Annotated in this window: 14 protein-coding genes and 1 pseudogene; 7 read left to right on the top strand and 8 right to left on the bottom strand. The window is 59.9% G+C overall.

What is annotated here, in order from left to right:
• Positions 1 to 4 precede the first annotated feature (4 nt).
• Positions 5 to 2,026 carry an acyl CoA:acetate/3-ketoacid CoA transferase gene (locus tag LDZ27_RS17660; protein ID WP_244816183.1) on the top strand — a complete coding sequence of 674 codons (2,022 nt, stop codon included), beginning with the start codon at positions 5 to 7 and terminating at the stop codon, positions 2,024 to 2,026.
• 12 nt (positions 2,027 to 2,038) lie between these two features.
• Here LDZ27_RS17660 and LDZ27_RS17655 read toward each other — a convergent pair whose 3' ends face one another.
• Positions 2,039 to 3,547, bottom strand: coding sequence for an amino acid permease (locus LDZ27_RS17655; protein WP_244816182.1), 1,509 nt, complete (start codon positions 3,545 to 3,547; stop codon positions 2,039 to 2,041).
• A gap of 291 nt (positions 3,548 to 3,838) precedes the next feature.
• On the opposite strand from LDZ27_RS17655, the gene LDZ27_RS17650 reads away from it, so the two are divergent.
• Positions 3,839 to 4,495 carry a peroxiredoxin gene (locus tag LDZ27_RS17650; RefSeq protein WP_244816181.1) on the top strand — a complete coding sequence of 219 codons (657 nt, stop codon included), beginning with the start codon at positions 3,839 to 3,841 and terminating at the stop codon, positions 4,493 to 4,495.
• Between the two features lie 52 nt (positions 4,496 to 4,547).
• Here LDZ27_RS17650 and LDZ27_RS17645 read toward each other — a convergent pair whose 3' ends face one another.
• Positions 4,548 to 5,021, bottom strand: a complete 474-nt coding sequence (locus LDZ27_RS17645) for a bacterioferritin (protein WP_244816180.1) — start codon at positions 5,019 to 5,021, stop codon at positions 4,548 to 4,550.
• A gap of 144 nt (positions 5,022 to 5,165) precedes the next feature.
• Positions 5,166 to 5,876, bottom strand: coding sequence for a FadR/GntR family transcriptional regulator (locus tag LDZ27_RS17640; protein WP_244816179.1), 711 nt, complete (start codon positions 5,874 to 5,876; stop codon positions 5,166 to 5,168).
• Positions 5,877 to 6,299: 423 nt separating this feature from the next.
• Between LDZ27_RS17640 and LDZ27_RS17635 the strand changes: the two genes are divergently transcribed.
• Together LDZ27_RS17635 and LDZ27_RS17630 are read left to right on the top strand one after the other, a co-directional pair.
• Positions 6,300 to 7,193, top strand: a complete 894-nt coding sequence (locus tag LDZ27_RS17635) for a ketopantoate reductase family protein (protein ID WP_244816178.1) — start codon at positions 6,300 to 6,302, stop codon at positions 7,191 to 7,193.
• 101 nt (positions 7,194 to 7,294) lie between these two features.
• Complete coding sequence (locus LDZ27_RS17630) at positions 7,295 to 7,624, top strand: DUF4148 domain-containing protein (protein WP_244816177.1); 330 nt, start codon at positions 7,295 to 7,297, stop codon at positions 7,622 to 7,624.
• 100 nt (positions 7,625 to 7,724) lie between these two features.
• Here LDZ27_RS17630 and msrA read toward each other — a convergent pair whose 3' ends face one another.
• From msrA to msrB, 5 genes and pseudogenes are all read right to left on the bottom strand, one after another.
• The gene (gene msrA, locus LDZ27_RS17625; RefSeq protein WP_244816176.1) at positions 7,725 to 8,438 is read right to left on the bottom strand and encodes a peptide-methionine (S)-S-oxide reductase MsrA; all 714 of its coding nucleotides are present in this window, start codon (positions 8,436 to 8,438) and stop codon (positions 7,725 to 7,727) included.
• A 16-nt stretch (positions 8,439 to 8,454) separates the two neighbouring features.
• Positions 8,455 to 10,089: pseudogene (locus tag LDZ27_RS17620) on the bottom strand (cytochrome c biogenesis protein DipZ); the annotation flags it as partial.
• Positions 10,090 to 10,907, bottom strand: a protein-coding gene (locus LDZ27_RS17615) for an IS5 family transposase (protein ID WP_244816175.1) whose coding sequence is annotated in 2 segments (ribosomal slippage) — positions 10,090 to 10,559 and positions 10,559 to 10,907 — 819 coding nt in all. Because the reading frame shifts where the segments join, the coding sequence is not laid out codon by codon here.
• The gene (locus LDZ27_RS17610; protein ID WP_244816174.1) at positions 10,885 to 11,148 is read right to left on the bottom strand and encodes a hypothetical protein; all 264 of its coding nucleotides are present in this window, start codon (positions 11,146 to 11,148) and stop codon (positions 10,885 to 10,887) included. The genes LDZ27_RS17615 and LDZ27_RS17610 overlap by 23 nt, the downstream gene beginning before the upstream one ends.
• A gap of 45 nt (positions 11,149 to 11,193) precedes the next feature.
• Positions 11,194 to 11,685 (bottom strand): peptide-methionine (R)-S-oxide reductase MsrB, encoded by a 492-nt coding sequence (gene msrB, locus LDZ27_RS17605; protein ID WP_244816173.1) that lies wholly within the window; start codon positions 11,683 to 11,685, stop codon positions 11,194 to 11,196.
• 168 nt (positions 11,686 to 11,853) lie between these two features.
• On the opposite strand from msrB, the gene LDZ27_RS17600 reads away from it, so the two are divergent.
• From LDZ27_RS17600 to LDZ27_RS17590, 3 genes are read left to right on the top strand one after another with little or no spacing between them, the layout of a single operon-like run.
• Positions 11,854 to 12,573, top strand: coding sequence for a response regulator transcription factor (locus tag LDZ27_RS17600; RefSeq protein WP_244816172.1), 720 nt, complete (start codon positions 11,854 to 11,856; stop codon positions 12,571 to 12,573).
• The gene (locus LDZ27_RS17595; RefSeq protein ID WP_244816171.1) at positions 12,570 to 14,051 is read left to right on the top strand and encodes a HAMP domain-containing sensor histidine kinase; all 1,482 of its coding nucleotides are present in this window, start codon (positions 12,570 to 12,572) and stop codon (positions 14,049 to 14,051) included. The genes LDZ27_RS17600 and LDZ27_RS17595 overlap by 4 nt, the downstream gene beginning before the upstream one ends.
• Complete coding sequence (locus LDZ27_RS17590; RefSeq protein WP_244816170.1) at positions 14,035 to 14,211, top strand: hypothetical protein; 177 nt, start codon at positions 14,035 to 14,037, stop codon at positions 14,209 to 14,211. The genes LDZ27_RS17595 and LDZ27_RS17590 overlap by 17 nt, the downstream gene beginning before the upstream one ends.
• The last annotated feature ends 16 nt before the right edge of the window (positions 14,212 to 14,227 follow it).

Below are 14,227 nucleotides of genomic sequence, written 5' to 3'. Positions count from 1 at the left end.
CGCCATGACCGCCAGCACTGATACGCCTCGCCATCCGTTTCCTTCCTCTACGCGCCTCGTCGAGAGGGGCAAGATCGTTTCCGCGCGCGAGACCGTGCGTCTGATTCGTTCGGGCGACACCGTCGCGACCAGCGGTTTCGTGGGCGTGGGCTTCGCGGAAGAAGTGGCTATTGCAATCGAGCAGCGCTTTCTTGCAGCGCAAGCCGAGCTCAAGAGCGAGGGCGATGAGCCGCTCGCCGATCTCACGATCGTGTATGCGGCGGGACAAGGGGACGGCAAGACAAAGGGACTCAATCATTTCGCCCATGAGGGGCTTGTCAAGCGCGTGATCGGTGGACATTGGGGACTCGTGCCCGGCTTGCAGAGGCTTGCAATCGAGAACCGCATCGAAGCGTACAACTTGCCGCAAGGCGTCATTTCACAACTCTTTCGCGATATTGCAGCGCATCGGCCAGGACAGCTTTCGAGCGTCGGGCTTGGCACGTTCGTCGATCCGCGCAATGGCGGCGGCAAGCTCAACGCGCGCACGAAGGAAGATCTCGTGCGCCTCATGCCGATAGACGGCACCGATTACCTCTATTACAAGGCCTTTCCCATCGACGTCGCGATCATTCGCGGCACGACTGCCGACCTCAACGGCAACGTCACGATGGAAAAGGAAGCCCTCACGCTCGAAGCGCTTTCCATTGCGATGGCCGCGCGCAATTCAGGCGGCATTGTGATCGCCCAAGTGGAACGCCTCGCAGAGTCCAATACGCTCAATTCGCGGCAAGTCAAAATTCCAGGCGTCATGGTGGATTGCGTCGTGCTTGCGCGCCCGGAGAATCATTGGCAGACCTTCGGCGAGCAGTACAGCGCCGCGTTTTCGAGCGAACTGCGTGTCGCGGCGAGTTCGGTGCCGCCCATGCCGCTTAACGAGCGCAAAATCATTGCGCGTCGCGCCGCCTTCGAATTGATGGCGAATAGCGTGGTGAACCTGGGCATAGGCATGCCTGAAGGCATTGCGAGCGTCGCAAACGAAGAACAGGTCATCGATCTCTTCACGATGACGACCGAGCCTGGCGTCATCGGCGGAATTCCCGCTGGCGGCCTGAATTTCGGCGCGGCAACCAACACGCAAGCGATCATCGACCAACCCTATCAATTCGACTTCTACGACGGCGGCGGACTCGATATCGCCTTTCTCGGGCTTGCGCAGGCCGACCGCGAAGGCAACCTGAATGTGAGCAAATTCGGGCCGAAACTCGCGGGCGCCGGGGGCTTCATCAATATCAGCCAGGCGGCCAAGAAAGTCGTATTTGTCGGCACTTTCAATGCGGGGAAGCTCGATATTGCCATTGAAGACGGGAAGCTCGAGATTCGTCGCGAAGGAAATTGCCGCAAGTTCGTCGAAGCGGTGGAGCATCGCACCTTTAGCGGCCACTATGCGGCAGAGCGCGGTCAGACGGTGCTTTATATCACCGAGCGATGCGTGTTCGAGCTGAGCGCAGAGGGACTTGTGCTGACAGAGGTGGCGCCCGGCATCGATGTCGAGAAAGACATCGTGGCGCAGATGGGCTTCAGGCCGATTATCCGGTCCACGCCGCGCGTCATGGACGAACGCATCTTTCGCGATGCGCCCATCGGGTTGCGAGACCAGTTGCTCGGCCTCGACTTGTCAGAACGGTTCAGCTACGACGTGGAGAAGAACCTGTTCTTCATCAACTTCGAAGGGCATGAAGTGACAAGCCTTCACGATGTCGAAGCGATCAGGCGCGAAGTCGAAAAACAGCTTGCCGGTGCAAAGGTCAAGCCGCACGCCATTGTGAATTACGACAACTTCTCGATCCGCCCGAGCATGCTGGATGCGTATTCCGAAATGGTGACGAGGCTCGTGACTGAGTTCTATGACGGCGTCACGCGCTATACGACGAGCAGTTTCCTGCGCATGAAGCTCGGCGATGCGTTAAAGCGCCGGGGCGTCGCGCCGTACATTTACGAAAGCGCGCAGGAAGCCCGCAAGCACGAAACGCGTCGACCCGCTTAGCTTGCTTGAGCCTTAGCCTCTTGCGGTTTGTGCGGGAGGCGTCTGCCTTCCCGCACGAAGTCGGCTATGGCGTATGCCATACGCGAAGTAAATCACAATGCCGATGACCATCCACACGACGAGTCGGATCCATGTATCGGCAGGCAAGCCGGCCATAAGGAAGACGGACGAGATCGCGCCGAGCGGTGCGACGATGAATACGGCAGGCGTCTTGAACGCACGCTGCAACTCTGGCTGGGTAATGCGCAACACGAGCACGCCGACGCAAACGACCGCGAACGCAAACAAGGTTCCGATGCTCACGAGTTCGCCGACGAGACCGATCGGCAAGAGTCCCGCAAGGACCATCACGATAAGGCCAGTAAGAATGGTCGTGATGTACGGCGTATGAAAGCGCGCATGAATCTTTGAGGCAAACGGAGGCAGAAGTCCGTCCTTCGCCATCGAATAGAAGATTCGCGGTTGACTGAGCAGCAGCACGAGAATCACGGAAGTAAGGCCGAAGATCGCCCCTAGCTTCACGATGGGCGAGAGCCAGCGCATTCCGATGGCATCGACGCCGACAGCGATCGGGTCCGACACGTTGAGCTTGTCATAAGACACGATGCCCGTCAGCACATACGAGACGAGTACGTAAAGAATGGTGCAGATGGTGAGCGATCCAAGAAGGCCGATAGGCATGTCGCGCCTCGGATTGCGCGTCTCCTGTGCGACACACGACACCGAATCGAAGCCGATGTAAGCAAAGAACACCACAGCCGCGCCGCGCAATACGCCGCTCATGCCGAACACGCCCGATTCGCCAGTATTCGGCGGAATGAAAGCGCCCGTCGGGTTCTTCGCCGTGACCCAGTGGCTTGTGTCGACATACGCGATGCCAGCCGCGATGAACGCGAGCACAATCAGCACTTTGATGATAACGATGAAGCTATTCACTCGCGCGGATTCGCGTATGCCGATCACGAGCAGAATCGTTATGAGCCCGACGATCACCATGGCGGGCACGTTGAGTATTGCGCTTGCATGGCTCCAGCCCTTGGCCGGATCGTAAGCGAAGGGCGCTTGCGAGAGTTGCGCGGGGATGTCGATATGCAGCGAATGCAGAAAGCTCACGACATAGCCCGACCATCCGATTGCGACCGTGGTTGCACCGACTGCGTATTCGAGTATCAGATCCCAGCCGATGAGCCATGCGATCAGTTCGCCCATCGTTGCGTAGGCATACGTATAGGCGCTGCCGGAAACCGGCACGGTGGACGCCATTTCCGCGTAGCAGAGACCGGCGAGCGCGCATACGATTGCGCCGAGGACAAAAGATATGACGATGGCCGGTCCGGCGTTAGCAGCCGCTGCATGGCCCGTCAGCACGAATATGCCCGCGCCGATGATGCATCCGATGCCGAGCATGACGACATCCAGCGCGTTCAGTGAGCGTTTCAACGCGTGACCACCCGTCTCCTGCACCCCTTCTTCCGTTTCGGACGCTTCGTTTTGCAACGCAGCGACAGATTTTTTTCTCATGACGGTCACGATGGCCTCCTTTGTGACGGCGCATGGCCGTCCGACCCAATGCTGTTCGTGATAGCAGAATTTGTCGAGGAATACGAGCTTAACGCATGGTTCCAGGCTTGAACGCGCGTTCGCCTGAGCATTTCTCATGCCGAGAACCCCACTGCTCGCGCGGGAATTTCGACTGGTGCGTGCTTGCTTGCGCGACCGCACTATAATCGTTTGGCTGTTTCGCTAATTCAGCCGGAATCCGTTCCAAAGCAGCGGGACGCTCTCCGATATTCCTTAACGTGGAGATCAAATATGTCCATTCGCATTGGTGATGAAGCCCCCGATTTCACCGCAGAGACCACAGAAGGCCAAATCCGGTTTCACGACTGGATCGGTGACAAGTGGGCGATTCTGTTTTCGCATCCCAAGGACTTCACGCCGGTTTGCACGACCGAACTGGGCTACATGGCGAAGCTGAAGCCGGAATTCGACAAGCGCAACGCGAAGATTTTGGGGCTGTCCATCGATCCGGTCGACAACCATTCGAAGTGGGCCAAAGACATCGAAGAAACGCAGGGCACCGCCGTCAATTACCCGATGATCGGCGATTCGGATCTGACCGTTGCCAAGCTGTACGACATGATCCATCCCAACGCGAGCGGCGGCGGCCCGCGCACGGCGGTCGACAATGCCACGATTCGCGCGGTGTTCATCATCGGTCCGGACAAGAAGATCAAGGCGACCTTCACCTATCCGATGAGCGCGGGCCGCAACTTCGACGAAGTGCTCCGTCTGCTCGACGCGCTGCAGTTGAACGCAAAGCATGCGGTGGCAACGCCGGTGAACTGGAAACCGGGCGACGATGTGATCATCCCGACGTCCGTGTCCGACGATGATGCGAAGCAGAAATATCCGGAAGGCTTCAAGACGTTGAAGCCCTATCTGCGCACGGTCGCTCAGCCGAAATAGCGTGGTCCTTCAAGAGAAAACGCGCTGACTGCCCGTTGCAGTCAGCGCGTCTTTAGCTGTGGCCGGTGCGCCGCTCGGGTGACGTATCGACTTCTCCGGGACGGCGCAACATCTTGTCCACTTCGCCTGCGTGCAATTCCTCAGTCTGAATCATCTGCCGCGCATATTCTTCGAGCGCGACCGAGCGGTCTTCAACGAGCTTTAGCAGGTCGCGATAGAGGTCTAGCGCAACCTTCTCGGCTTGTAGCGATTCGCGCAGGATCGTCGCAATGTCGAACGTGTGATTGTCCAGCAAAGGGCCGATCTCCAACGATGGATAGGCGCCCAAGGTCGTGATCCACTCACCGGCCTGATGCGCATGTACCAAGGATTCGTCGGCCTGTGCCCGCAGCCAAGAGACGATCGGAATGCGGCCGAAGCCGAACACGAGAAACGAATAGTGCGTGTATCGCACGACGCCGGCGAGTTCGGATTCCAGAATCCGGTTCAGCACGGCAACCACCTCATCCTTCTCAAGCTCTGCCATCTCTGCCTCCGTGTCGCATGCGAAGTGCTTTGCGGCCAGCGAATCGATTAACCATTGTAGTCACTGATTCGCGCGGGCGCATCGCAACGAGAGTACGCGGCATTGCCGCCGCGTGCTCGTGCTGAGCTGACCTTGGTGCAAGGCTCAGACCGCTTCCTCCACCCACATGGCGGCCGTGCGTCCAAGCACTTGCGACATGGCAGAGCTTGCGCCTTCGCCGTCTGCCGCTTCGATTGCGCGCACGACTTTGCCGTAATCGCCGAGCTGCGATTCGGGCACACGAGAAAGGGTATTCGGTTGCGCCCGCAGCAAGCCTTTGATCGCGCGAATGCTGACGCGCACGACGCTTCCCATTTGACGAAGGATCTCGTCGCCGCTCGCATCGACGATTGTTGTCAGAAGCGCTTCCTCTGCTGCCGATTGCAGGCTTTCCGAAGGACTTGCATGGACGAGCCGTTGATACGCTGCGTTGATGCCGATGCGTTGATGCCGGTTGGCGCGTTTGGCCGCAAGCGCGGCGGCGGGTGGATCGACAAGCGAGCGAAACTCGATGAGCCGTCGCATGCACTCCGGCTCGGGCAGCGCGCGCAAACGCCACTCGGCCACTTCCTGATCGATGATGAGCCACTCGCGCGCTGGCCTGACGCGGGTGCCGGTCTTCGGCCTCACATCGAGCATGCGGCGCGAAATGAGGATGCTCAATGCCTCGCGCATGATGGTGCGGGAAACGCCATGCTTCTTCGAAAGAATGACTTGAGGCGGCAGTACGTTGTCCTTGTATTCTCCGTTGACGATGCCCGCGACGAGTTGATTCACCACGCGCTTGACGAGCGATGCTTCATATCCATGGTTCATTTTTTGTTCTCGTGAAAACGCACCACGCTCTGGCTGCGCGTTGCCCGTTGCCGGGCCGCTACCGCTTTATCGCCATGCGGCGCCTCGGCGCGCCGTAAATTGGTCTCCCTGTGTTGGCTTCCTTCTTTCGCTACCCCTGTCGCGGAAGAAGTGCACATCACGTACCCCGTAGCGGTCGGCCGTTATCCGAATCCCGTCGATCCGCTGCCGCAAGCGTATCGTCCCCGAATGCGTTTTAACAATATGGTTCACGGCGAATTCGACTGACTATCGTGCGTCCGCCCACAAAGCGCCGGCCGGGTGTGACGCGCAAGCGTTTGCGAACGGTGGCAGGCGCGAAAGCCAGCGGTGAGGGGCTTTATGTTAATTTCGCGTGCTCGGACGCACTGTCGATGCAATGGAAATTAGAAGAGGAGAAGCAGCATGAAGATCGCCGTGATGGGCGCAGGTGCAGTGGGGTGTTATTACGGTGGCATGCTCGCGCGTGCCGGTCACGACGTGACGCTCATCGCAAGAGCGCAGCATGTCGAGGCAATGGAGCGCAACGGTCTCAGGCTCGACACTCAGACATTCGATGAGCATGTGTCCGTTCGCGCAAGCACGCAAGCAAGCGCGGCCGAAGGTGCCGAAGTCGTCCTCTTCTGTGTGAAGTCGATGGATACGGACAGCGCTGCGCAAGCGCTTAAGCCCTATCTCGATGGGAGCGCGCTCGTGCTGTCACTCCAAAACGGCGTCGAGAACGCGCAGCGCTTGAGCGAACTCATGTCGCAAGAAGTCGCGGCGGCGGTTGTCTATGTGGCGGCGGAAATGGCCGGTCCCGGTCATATTCGCCATCATGGTCGCGGCGAACTGGTGATAGAGCCTTCGCAAAAGAGCGAAGCCGTTGCGGCCACTTTTGCCGCTGCGGGCATCCCGACGGAAATCTCGGACAACGTTCGCGGTGCGTTGTGGGCCAAGCTCGTGCTCAACTGCGCATACAACGCGCTTTCTGCCATTGGCCAGATACCTTATGGCCGGCTTGTTCAAGGAGAAGGCGTGACGCGTGCAATGCGTGATGTCATCGACGAATGCCTTGCTGTCGCAAGAGCGGACAACGTGACGATTCCAGGCGACGTCGACGCCGCGGTGCGTCGGATTGCTCAAACGATGCCCAATCAATTGTCGTCGACCGCGCAGGACCTGGCGCGTGGCAAGCCTAGCGAGATTGATCACCTCAATGGTCTGATCGTGCGTCGCGGCGAGGCGCTGGGCATTCCGACTCCGGCGAATCGCATGCTGCATGTGCTCGTGAAACTGGTGGAGAGCCAGGCGAAATAGTCTCTGTCTTGGACGAGAAAGAGGCGGGCACGGCCGATGCTGAATGTAGGGAGCAGGCGCTGCAACGCAGCCGCCGCCTTACAAAAACCGGAGGGTTCAGCATGAAATCGTTCGTCAAAGCTGTGGCCGCTGCCGCTGTGATCGTCGCGCCGGCCCTTTCGTTTGCCCAAGCAGATTCATCCGTGACGCGAGGCCAGGTGCAGCAAGACTTGCGGCAAGTCGAGGCCGCGGGCTATTACCCGGGCCAGTCCGACCGGACAACGTATCCGCGCGACGCGCAAAATGCCGAGAGCCGCGCGTCTGCGCGAAGCGGCGCGATGCCCGGCTATAACAACGACTACGGCGGCGTCGGCAGTGGATCATCCGCAGCAGGCATGCGCGCCCTGCGGCCGATGAATGACGGCAACAAGCCGATTTATTTCGGCCACTGAGTTCCTGTGCGTGGCGCTTCAGAACCGTGACGCTGCGAGCATGCGTCACGGTTTTGTCCACGACATTGGCGACGCACCTTGGACAATCCCAATGCAGCGCCTATCTGGAAGTCACAGCAACCAGCGCGGGATCGTTTCGATAGAGCGTCGGGTACAAGCGCTTCAGACCGGCTATCTTGGGCATGTCGTTGATGGCGATATAAGGGCTTTCAGGATGCTCGGCTAAATAATTCTGGTGATAGTTTTCCGCCGGGTAAAAGCCTCGGTAATCTTCAATTCTGGTTGCTATCGTCCCCTTGAAAACGTGCGCTGCATCTAACTGAACGATGTACGCGGCAGCCACCTCGCGCTGCTTCGCATCCAGCGGAAAGAGTGCCGAACGATATTGCGTGCCGTGGTCCGGTCCTTGGAAGTTCAACTGAGTCGGATCATGCGCCACCGAGAAGAAGATGCGCAGCAGGCTGCCATACGTGATTTGCGAAGGATCGTAGGTCACGCGCACGGACTCTGCGTGACCCGTATCGCCTTCGCTCACGCGCTCGTAGTGCGCGGTGTTCGCCGTACCGCCGGAATATCCGGAGACGACTTCCTTCACGCCGCGAACATGCTGAAAGACGCCTTGTACGCCCCAGAAGCAACCGCCCGATAGCACGGCCGTTTCCGTGCGGCTCGTGGACGCGCTTTCGTCTTGCGTTGGCGGCGGGATGATCCGCGCCCCTTCACTCGAGTAAGCGGTGCATTGCAGCGCAAAGAATGCAGCGATGACTAATGCCGCGCTTCCTGCCTTGAGGATGATGTTCCGTGACTTGTGCATGTTGCGCTCCTTGCGGTTAGCCGAAAGTGAATGCGTAAGCTTCGACGCCGGGATCGAGGAATTCGATGCTGAATGTGTGGTCCGCGACCGGGCCGGCTTGCCGAACGAGTTGATAGAGGCGCTCCTGCGTCACGCTGCCGGTTCCATCAGCTTGTATGTCGCTACCGTGCGACGCGCCTGGCGCCGCGCCATCGAGCGTTACACGAAAACGCACCGGCTTGCCGTCCCGGGATGGGCCGAGCACGAGATGCAGATCGCGTGCATGAAAGCGATACACGATGCGTCCCGCCGGCGCGGCCAGCGTCGCATGCTCGGCGCCAACGCGCCATGTGCCGCTCAAAGCCCAGTCGTTCACGTCGAGCGATTTAGGCGCGGCATAGTCATGCACACGGTCCTGTGCCTGTCCGCCAGGCGATGAAAACTGCTGTGCGCGTTCATAGCCGATATAGGTTTCCGGCGAGCGGACGTCCGCGGAATCGGCTTGCACCATTGCGCCTTGCGCGGTCATTGATTCTGCGTTTGCGGAACTGGCCGCTTCCGGCTTATATCCGTGGCCCGCTTCTTCCAGCAATTGCTGGATTGCGCGCTCGGACTGCGCATAGTCGCCTTCGCCGAAATGGTGGTATCGAATATTGCCTTGCGCATCGACCAGATAATGCGCGGGCCAGTATTGATTGTTGAGCGCGCGCCAGATCGCGAAGTCGTTGTCGATTGCGACCGGATAGTCGATGCCGAGATCGCGTATCGCTTTCCTGACGTTGTCGACGTTGCGCTCGAATGCGAATTCCGGCGCATGTACGCCTATGACGACGAGCCCCTGGTCGCGGTACTTTCTGGACCAAGCCTTAACGTAAGGCAACGTGCGAAGGCAATTGATGCATGAATATGTCCAGACATCGACAAGCACGACCTTTCCGCGCAACGCATCCCTCGAAAGCGGCTCCGAGTTGAGCCATTGCACAGCGCCACCTAGCGATGGCAACGCGCCTTCAACCGGCAGCGGTGCAGCCTTGACGCTTGCACGCATCATGGTTGCCGCTCGATTGTCCGATGATTTCATCGCCGTACTGGATCGCGAGAGCTTGTCGACGAGTTGCTGTTCGATGCCCGATGTCGCAACCGTCGATACACGAGCCAGCGCACCCGTGTCCAGCCCAAGCGCAATGGCGCCAACGCCAGCCAGCATTGCGACGCCAATGCCGCGGCGCACCCACTCGCCCGCGCCGAGCAAGCGCTTCATCGCGGCAAAGACGCGTCCTCCGATGAGCAGTGCGGCGGCAAGGGACGTCGCGGCACCCGCTGCATAAGCGAGCAGCAACAACGTGGTGCCCGCGCTCGCGCCTTTCAATGCGGCGCTCGTCAAGACAAGACCGAGGATGGGGCCAGCGCATGGCGCCCATAAGAGGCCGGTCGCAATGCCAAGCAGGAAAGACCCGCCCACGCCCGGTACGCCATTACCGTTCTGTGCAAGGGCCGTTAGCCGGTTTCCTGCGTTCACAAATGGGCGCATGATGCGTTCGGCAAGGCTCGGCAAAAGCAGCGTCAGGCCGAAGACGGCGAGCAGCGCAATAGCCGCCCAGCGTCCATACTGGTTCGCTTGCGCGGCCCATCCGCCGCCTACGGTCGCAAGCGTCGCGACTAAAAGGCCAGTTCAAAAAGCGCGCTCCGTTCGGCTGAAGATGTTCCAGCAGACGAGTGCGCAGGCTAGCTTTAAGAAAGCTTCGTGAATGTCAGCGCGGCGTTCGAAGCGAGTGCGGAGGCGACGGAAACCATGGAGCCAAGAATGAGTCCGTTCGACGACCCAACGGAATTTGCCGAGGCCGCTGCCGTGTTCCGTGCGACGCCTGGCGATAACCGGTTGGATGCCGCGCTCGCGAAGCCGGCGGCGATGCGAGTCAGAATCGTAACCACGGTCGGCGTAGATGACCTTGGGCTTGCGAAGCGGTCGGCCGCGAGTGCCACGAATCGGCGGGATGGCGTCGACCAGCGGAAGCAGTTGGGTGACATCGTTGCGGTTTGCACCGGTCAGAATCGCGCTGACTGGAACGCCGTTGGCGTCTACGAGGACGTGGTGCTTGGAGCCTGGTCGCGCACGATCGGTGGGGTTTGGCCCAGTTTTTGGCCCGCCCCAACGGCTCGCACGGACGATGAATCGACAGCCGCATGTGAGAAGTCGAGCTGGCCCGACTCGCGCAGCTTGTCGAGCAGCAGCCCATGCAATCTGTCCCACACCCCGGCCTGCTGCCAGTCGTGCAACCGACGCCAGCAGGTCGCGCCAGAGCCGAAGCCTAGCCGCGTCGGTAGATGGTTCCAACGGATACCTGTCTTCAGAACGAGCAGGATGCCATTCAATGCTGCACGGTCCGAGACCGGTAGGCGCCCGGGGTAACGCTTGCGTCGCGGTCTGGGCGCTGGAAGTAGTGGTTCGATCAGTGCCCACAGTTCGTCATCGATGATAGGTGCCGGCATTCCTTGATCCGTTGTTCAGGCATCCAAGGTTAACCGTTTCGAAGAAAAGTAAACAGCCCTTCCGAGCTCTTTTTGAACTGGCCTTTAAGGAAAAGGTTAGACCCATTCCGGCAAGCAGCGGCAGGCCGCTCTTGACGAAAGACTGATCCGCGCGCGAAAAGACGAAAGGAAGTACAGGCAGGATGCACGGGCTAAGAATAGTCAGCGCACCGCCAAGATAGGCAAGGACGATGATTAGCATGGTCGTATGAAGTGTGTTGAGTGTGAAAGGAGCAATTTCGACGTTTCAAGCGTCGCCGGCCGCGAAATTCATTGCGATGCCGTTCATGCAATAGCGCAAGCCCGTGGGTTTGGGTCCATCGTCGAATACGTGGCCCAAATGTCCGCCGCAGCGGCGGCAATGCACTTCGGTGCGAAAGACGCCGAAAGAGCCGTCCTCACGCGTGGCGACTGCATGATCGAGCGGCGCCCAGAAGCTCGGCCATCCGGTATGGCTTTCGAACTTGGTGCGCGACGAAAAGAGCGCGAGTCCGCATCCCGCGCACGAAAAGATGCCTGTGCGATGCTCGCTGTTGAGCGGACTGCTATAAGGGCGCTCGGTGCCTTCGCGCCGCAGCACGGCAAATTGCGTCGGGGTCAGCATGCGGCGCCATTCGTCATCGCTATGAACGATTTCGAAGGCGGGCGGTGCCGGCGCGATGCCTGCCGCTAACGCGCGAAGGCTTCCGGTCAGGGCGAGCGTTGTGCTTGCCAGAACAAAGCGGCGTCGTGTCTGCATGGCGTTTCCTCGTGTGCGAGTAGTTGGCCGCATCGTAGACGCGTGCAAGTCTCCGAGTCCTCACCAAGAGTTAAATTAATGGTGATAACTCGCCGCGCACTTTTCTGCACAATGACGGGGCGGGCTAACGGCCGCCATGTCCGTCCAACACAAAGCTGACATCCGCTCATGGATCAATCCAAACGCATTCTGATCGTCGAAGACGACGTGCATATCGCCGACGTATTAAGCCTGCATTTACGCGACGAACGCTATGAGGTCGTTCATAGCGCCGATGGCGCCGAAGGCTTGCGTCTGCTCGAACAGGGCGGGTGGGATGCGCTGATACTCGATCTCATGCTGCCAGGCGTGGACGGACTCGAGATTTGTCGTCGGGCAAGGGCCATGACGCGCTATACGCCCATCATCATTACGAGCGCGCGGTCAAGCGAAGTTCACCGCATACTCGGGCTCGAACTCGGCGCTGACGACTACCTTGCCAAGCCGTTCTCCGTGCTGGAACTGGTTGCGCGCGTCAAGGCGCTCTTGCGGCGCGTGGAGGCCGTGGCTAAGGACTCGCGGCTGGACGCCGGGCGCATCGAGGTGTCCGGCATCGCGATCGATCCGCTTGCGCGCGAAGCGTGGGTCGATGGCGCGCGCATCGAGTTGACGCCGCGTGAGTTCGACTTACTTTATTTCTTTGCGCAACACCCCGACAAGGTCTTCTCGCGCATCGATTTATTGAACGCGGTCTGGGGTTATCGGCACGAAGGATACGAGCATACCGTCAACACGCATATCAACAGGCTCCGCGCAAAAGTGGAGAAGGATGCGGCAGAGCCGGTGCGCATCCTGACCGTCTGGGGGCGAGGTTATAAGCTCGCAACCAACAAGGAAGGCACATCGTGAAGCTCACGCTTTCCCAACGGCTTTTCGCAGTTTTCTGCGTGCTCTTGCTTGCCTGCTGCGGGGCGTCGGCATGGCTGCAGATTCGCGCCAATGATCTGCGCGAGAAGGAAGTCATTCAGAGCCTTTCACGCGGACTTGCCGCTCACATCGCCCGCGACACGACGCTCGCAAGCGCGACCGATATCAATGCGCCTGCCGTGCGCCGGCTATTCGGTCAGTTGATGGTGGTGAACCCTAGCGTCGAAGTCTATTTGCTCGACAAGGCGGGCCGCATCCGCGCCGATGACGCGCCGCCCGGGCACCTCAGGCGCGACCATGTCGACCTTCGGCCCATCGCGCGACTGCTCGATGGCGATCCTCTGCCGATCCTCGGTGACGATCCGCGCAGCGCGAACAAGCGCAAGGTCTTTAGCGTGGCGCCGCTCGCAGCGCCTGGCGCGCCGCCGTTTGGCTACGTCTATGTGGTCTTGCTTGGGGAAGAGCACGACGCGCTTTCGGCCAAAGCCTCCGCGAGCGCCGTATTGCGAACGACACTGGCTTCCATGGGACTTGTCACGTTGCTCGGGCTGCTTGCCGGTGTCATCGCGTTCGCACTCGTCACGCGGCCGCTGCGGCGCTTGACAGATGCCGTGCGCAGCTTCGATGCGCGCGGTGGACCGGTGCAAGCCATTGCGCCGCAACGCGAAGCGCATGAGGATGAACGCGACGAGATCATCGTGCTGCAAAGCGCCTTTGCGCAGATGGCCGCGCGCATCGCGGATCAGTGGCGCGCGCTCGAAAACGAAGACCGCGAGCGGCGGGAACTCGTCGCCAACATCTCGCATGACTTGCGCACGCCGCTGTCATCACTGCACGGTTATCTGGAAACGCTTTCGCTCAAAGCCGACACGCTAACGGACGCAGACCGGCATCGCTATCTTTCGACTGCGTTGTCGCAAAGCGCAAAGGTGGGACATCTCGCGCAGTCGCTCTTCGAGCTTGCGAGACTCGAACACGGCATGGTCGAGATGCACTCCGAAGCCTTTTCGCTCGCGGATCTGCTTCAGGACGTATTCGAGAAGTTCGAGCTTGCCGCTCGGACCAAGGGCGTGCATCTGGAGGCACGCATTGCGCCGCGCTTGCCGAATGTAATGGCGGACCTCGGCATGATAGAACGCGTCTTGACCAACCTGATCGACAACGCGATTCGCCATACGCCTGCGGGCGGCGTCATCGATGTGGCGCTGGCGGGCATCGACGAAGAAGTAGAAGTCACCGTCAGCGACACGGGCAGCGGTATCTCTCCGGACCAGCGCGCCGCGCTGTTTCAGCGCCCGTTCGCATCGGCCGGAATTCATCGCGGCGGCCTCGGCTTGTTGATCGTTCAGCGCATGCTGCAATTGCATGGCAGCACGATTCACCTCGTCGAAAGCGGCACCAACGGCACCACATTCACATTCTGCTTGCGAGCTGCGCTTGCGCATGCCCAGCAGAATTGAGAAAAAAAAGAAGCCCGGCATGACTGCCGGGCCCGAATGCGACGGCCATCGCCTGCACCGCATGCGCCGTTGGGGTGCGCATGAAGTGTTGCCCGGAATGACCGTCCGCGTGGACGTGCTGCCAGGCGAAACGTTGCGCTTGCAGCAGTACATGTTTTAATCGCTGTTACTTAAAC

Source organism: Caballeronia sp. Lep1P3 (genome assembly GCF_022879595.1).
GTDB lineage: Bacteria > Pseudomonadota > Gammaproteobacteria > Burkholderiales > Burkholderiaceae > Caballeronia.
The sequence above is the reverse complement of the archived record's forward strand: the minus strand, read 5'-3'. Positions and strand labels throughout refer to the sequence as shown.

Bases quoted from the DNA above. Each gene is read 5' to 3' on its own strand.
- LDZ27_RS17645 (WP_244816180.1), bottom strand. From the start codon at position 5,021: ATGGCAGAGCTTGAGAAGGATGAGGTGGTTGCCGTGCTGAACCGGATT.
- LDZ27_RS17600 (WP_244816172.1), top strand. From the start codon at position 11,854: ATGGATCAATCCAAACGCATTCTGATCGTCGAAGACGACGTGCATATC.
- LDZ27_RS17650 (WP_244816181.1), top strand. From the start codon at position 3,839: ATGTCCATTCGCATTGGTGATGAAGCCCCCGATTTCACCGCAGAGACC.
- LDZ27_RS17610 (WP_244816174.1), bottom strand. From the start codon at position 11,148: ATGCTAATCATCGTCCTTGCCTATCTTGGCGGTGCGCTGACTATTCTT.
- LDZ27_RS17660 (WP_244816183.1), top strand. From the start codon at position 5: ATGACCGCCAGCACTGATACGCCTCGCCATCCGTTTCCTTCCTCTACG.
- LDZ27_RS17640 (WP_244816179.1), bottom strand. From the start codon at position 5,876: ATGAACCATGGATATGAAGCATCGCTCGTCAAGCGCGTGGTGAATCAA.
- msrA (WP_244816176.1), bottom strand. From the start codon at position 8,438: ATGCACAAGTCACGGAACATCATCCTCAAGGCAGGAAGCGCGGCATTA.
- LDZ27_RS17630 (WP_244816177.1), top strand. From the start codon at position 7,295: ATGAAATCGTTCGTCAAAGCTGTGGCCGCTGCCGCTGTGATCGTCGCG.
- LDZ27_RS17590 (WP_244816170.1), top strand. From the start codon at position 14,035: ATGCCCAGCAGAATTGAGAAAAAAAAGAAGCCCGGCATGACTGCCGGG.
- LDZ27_RS17635 (WP_244816178.1), top strand. From the start codon at position 6,300: ATGAAGATCGCCGTGATGGGCGCAGGTGCAGTGGGGTGTTATTACGGT.
- msrB (WP_244816173.1), bottom strand. From the start codon at position 11,685: ATGCAGACACGACGCCGCTTTGTTCTGGCAAGCACAACGCTCGCCCTG.
- LDZ27_RS17655 (WP_244816182.1), bottom strand. From the start codon at position 3,547: ATGAGAAAAAAATCTGTCGCTGCGTTGCAAAACGAAGCGTCCGAAACG.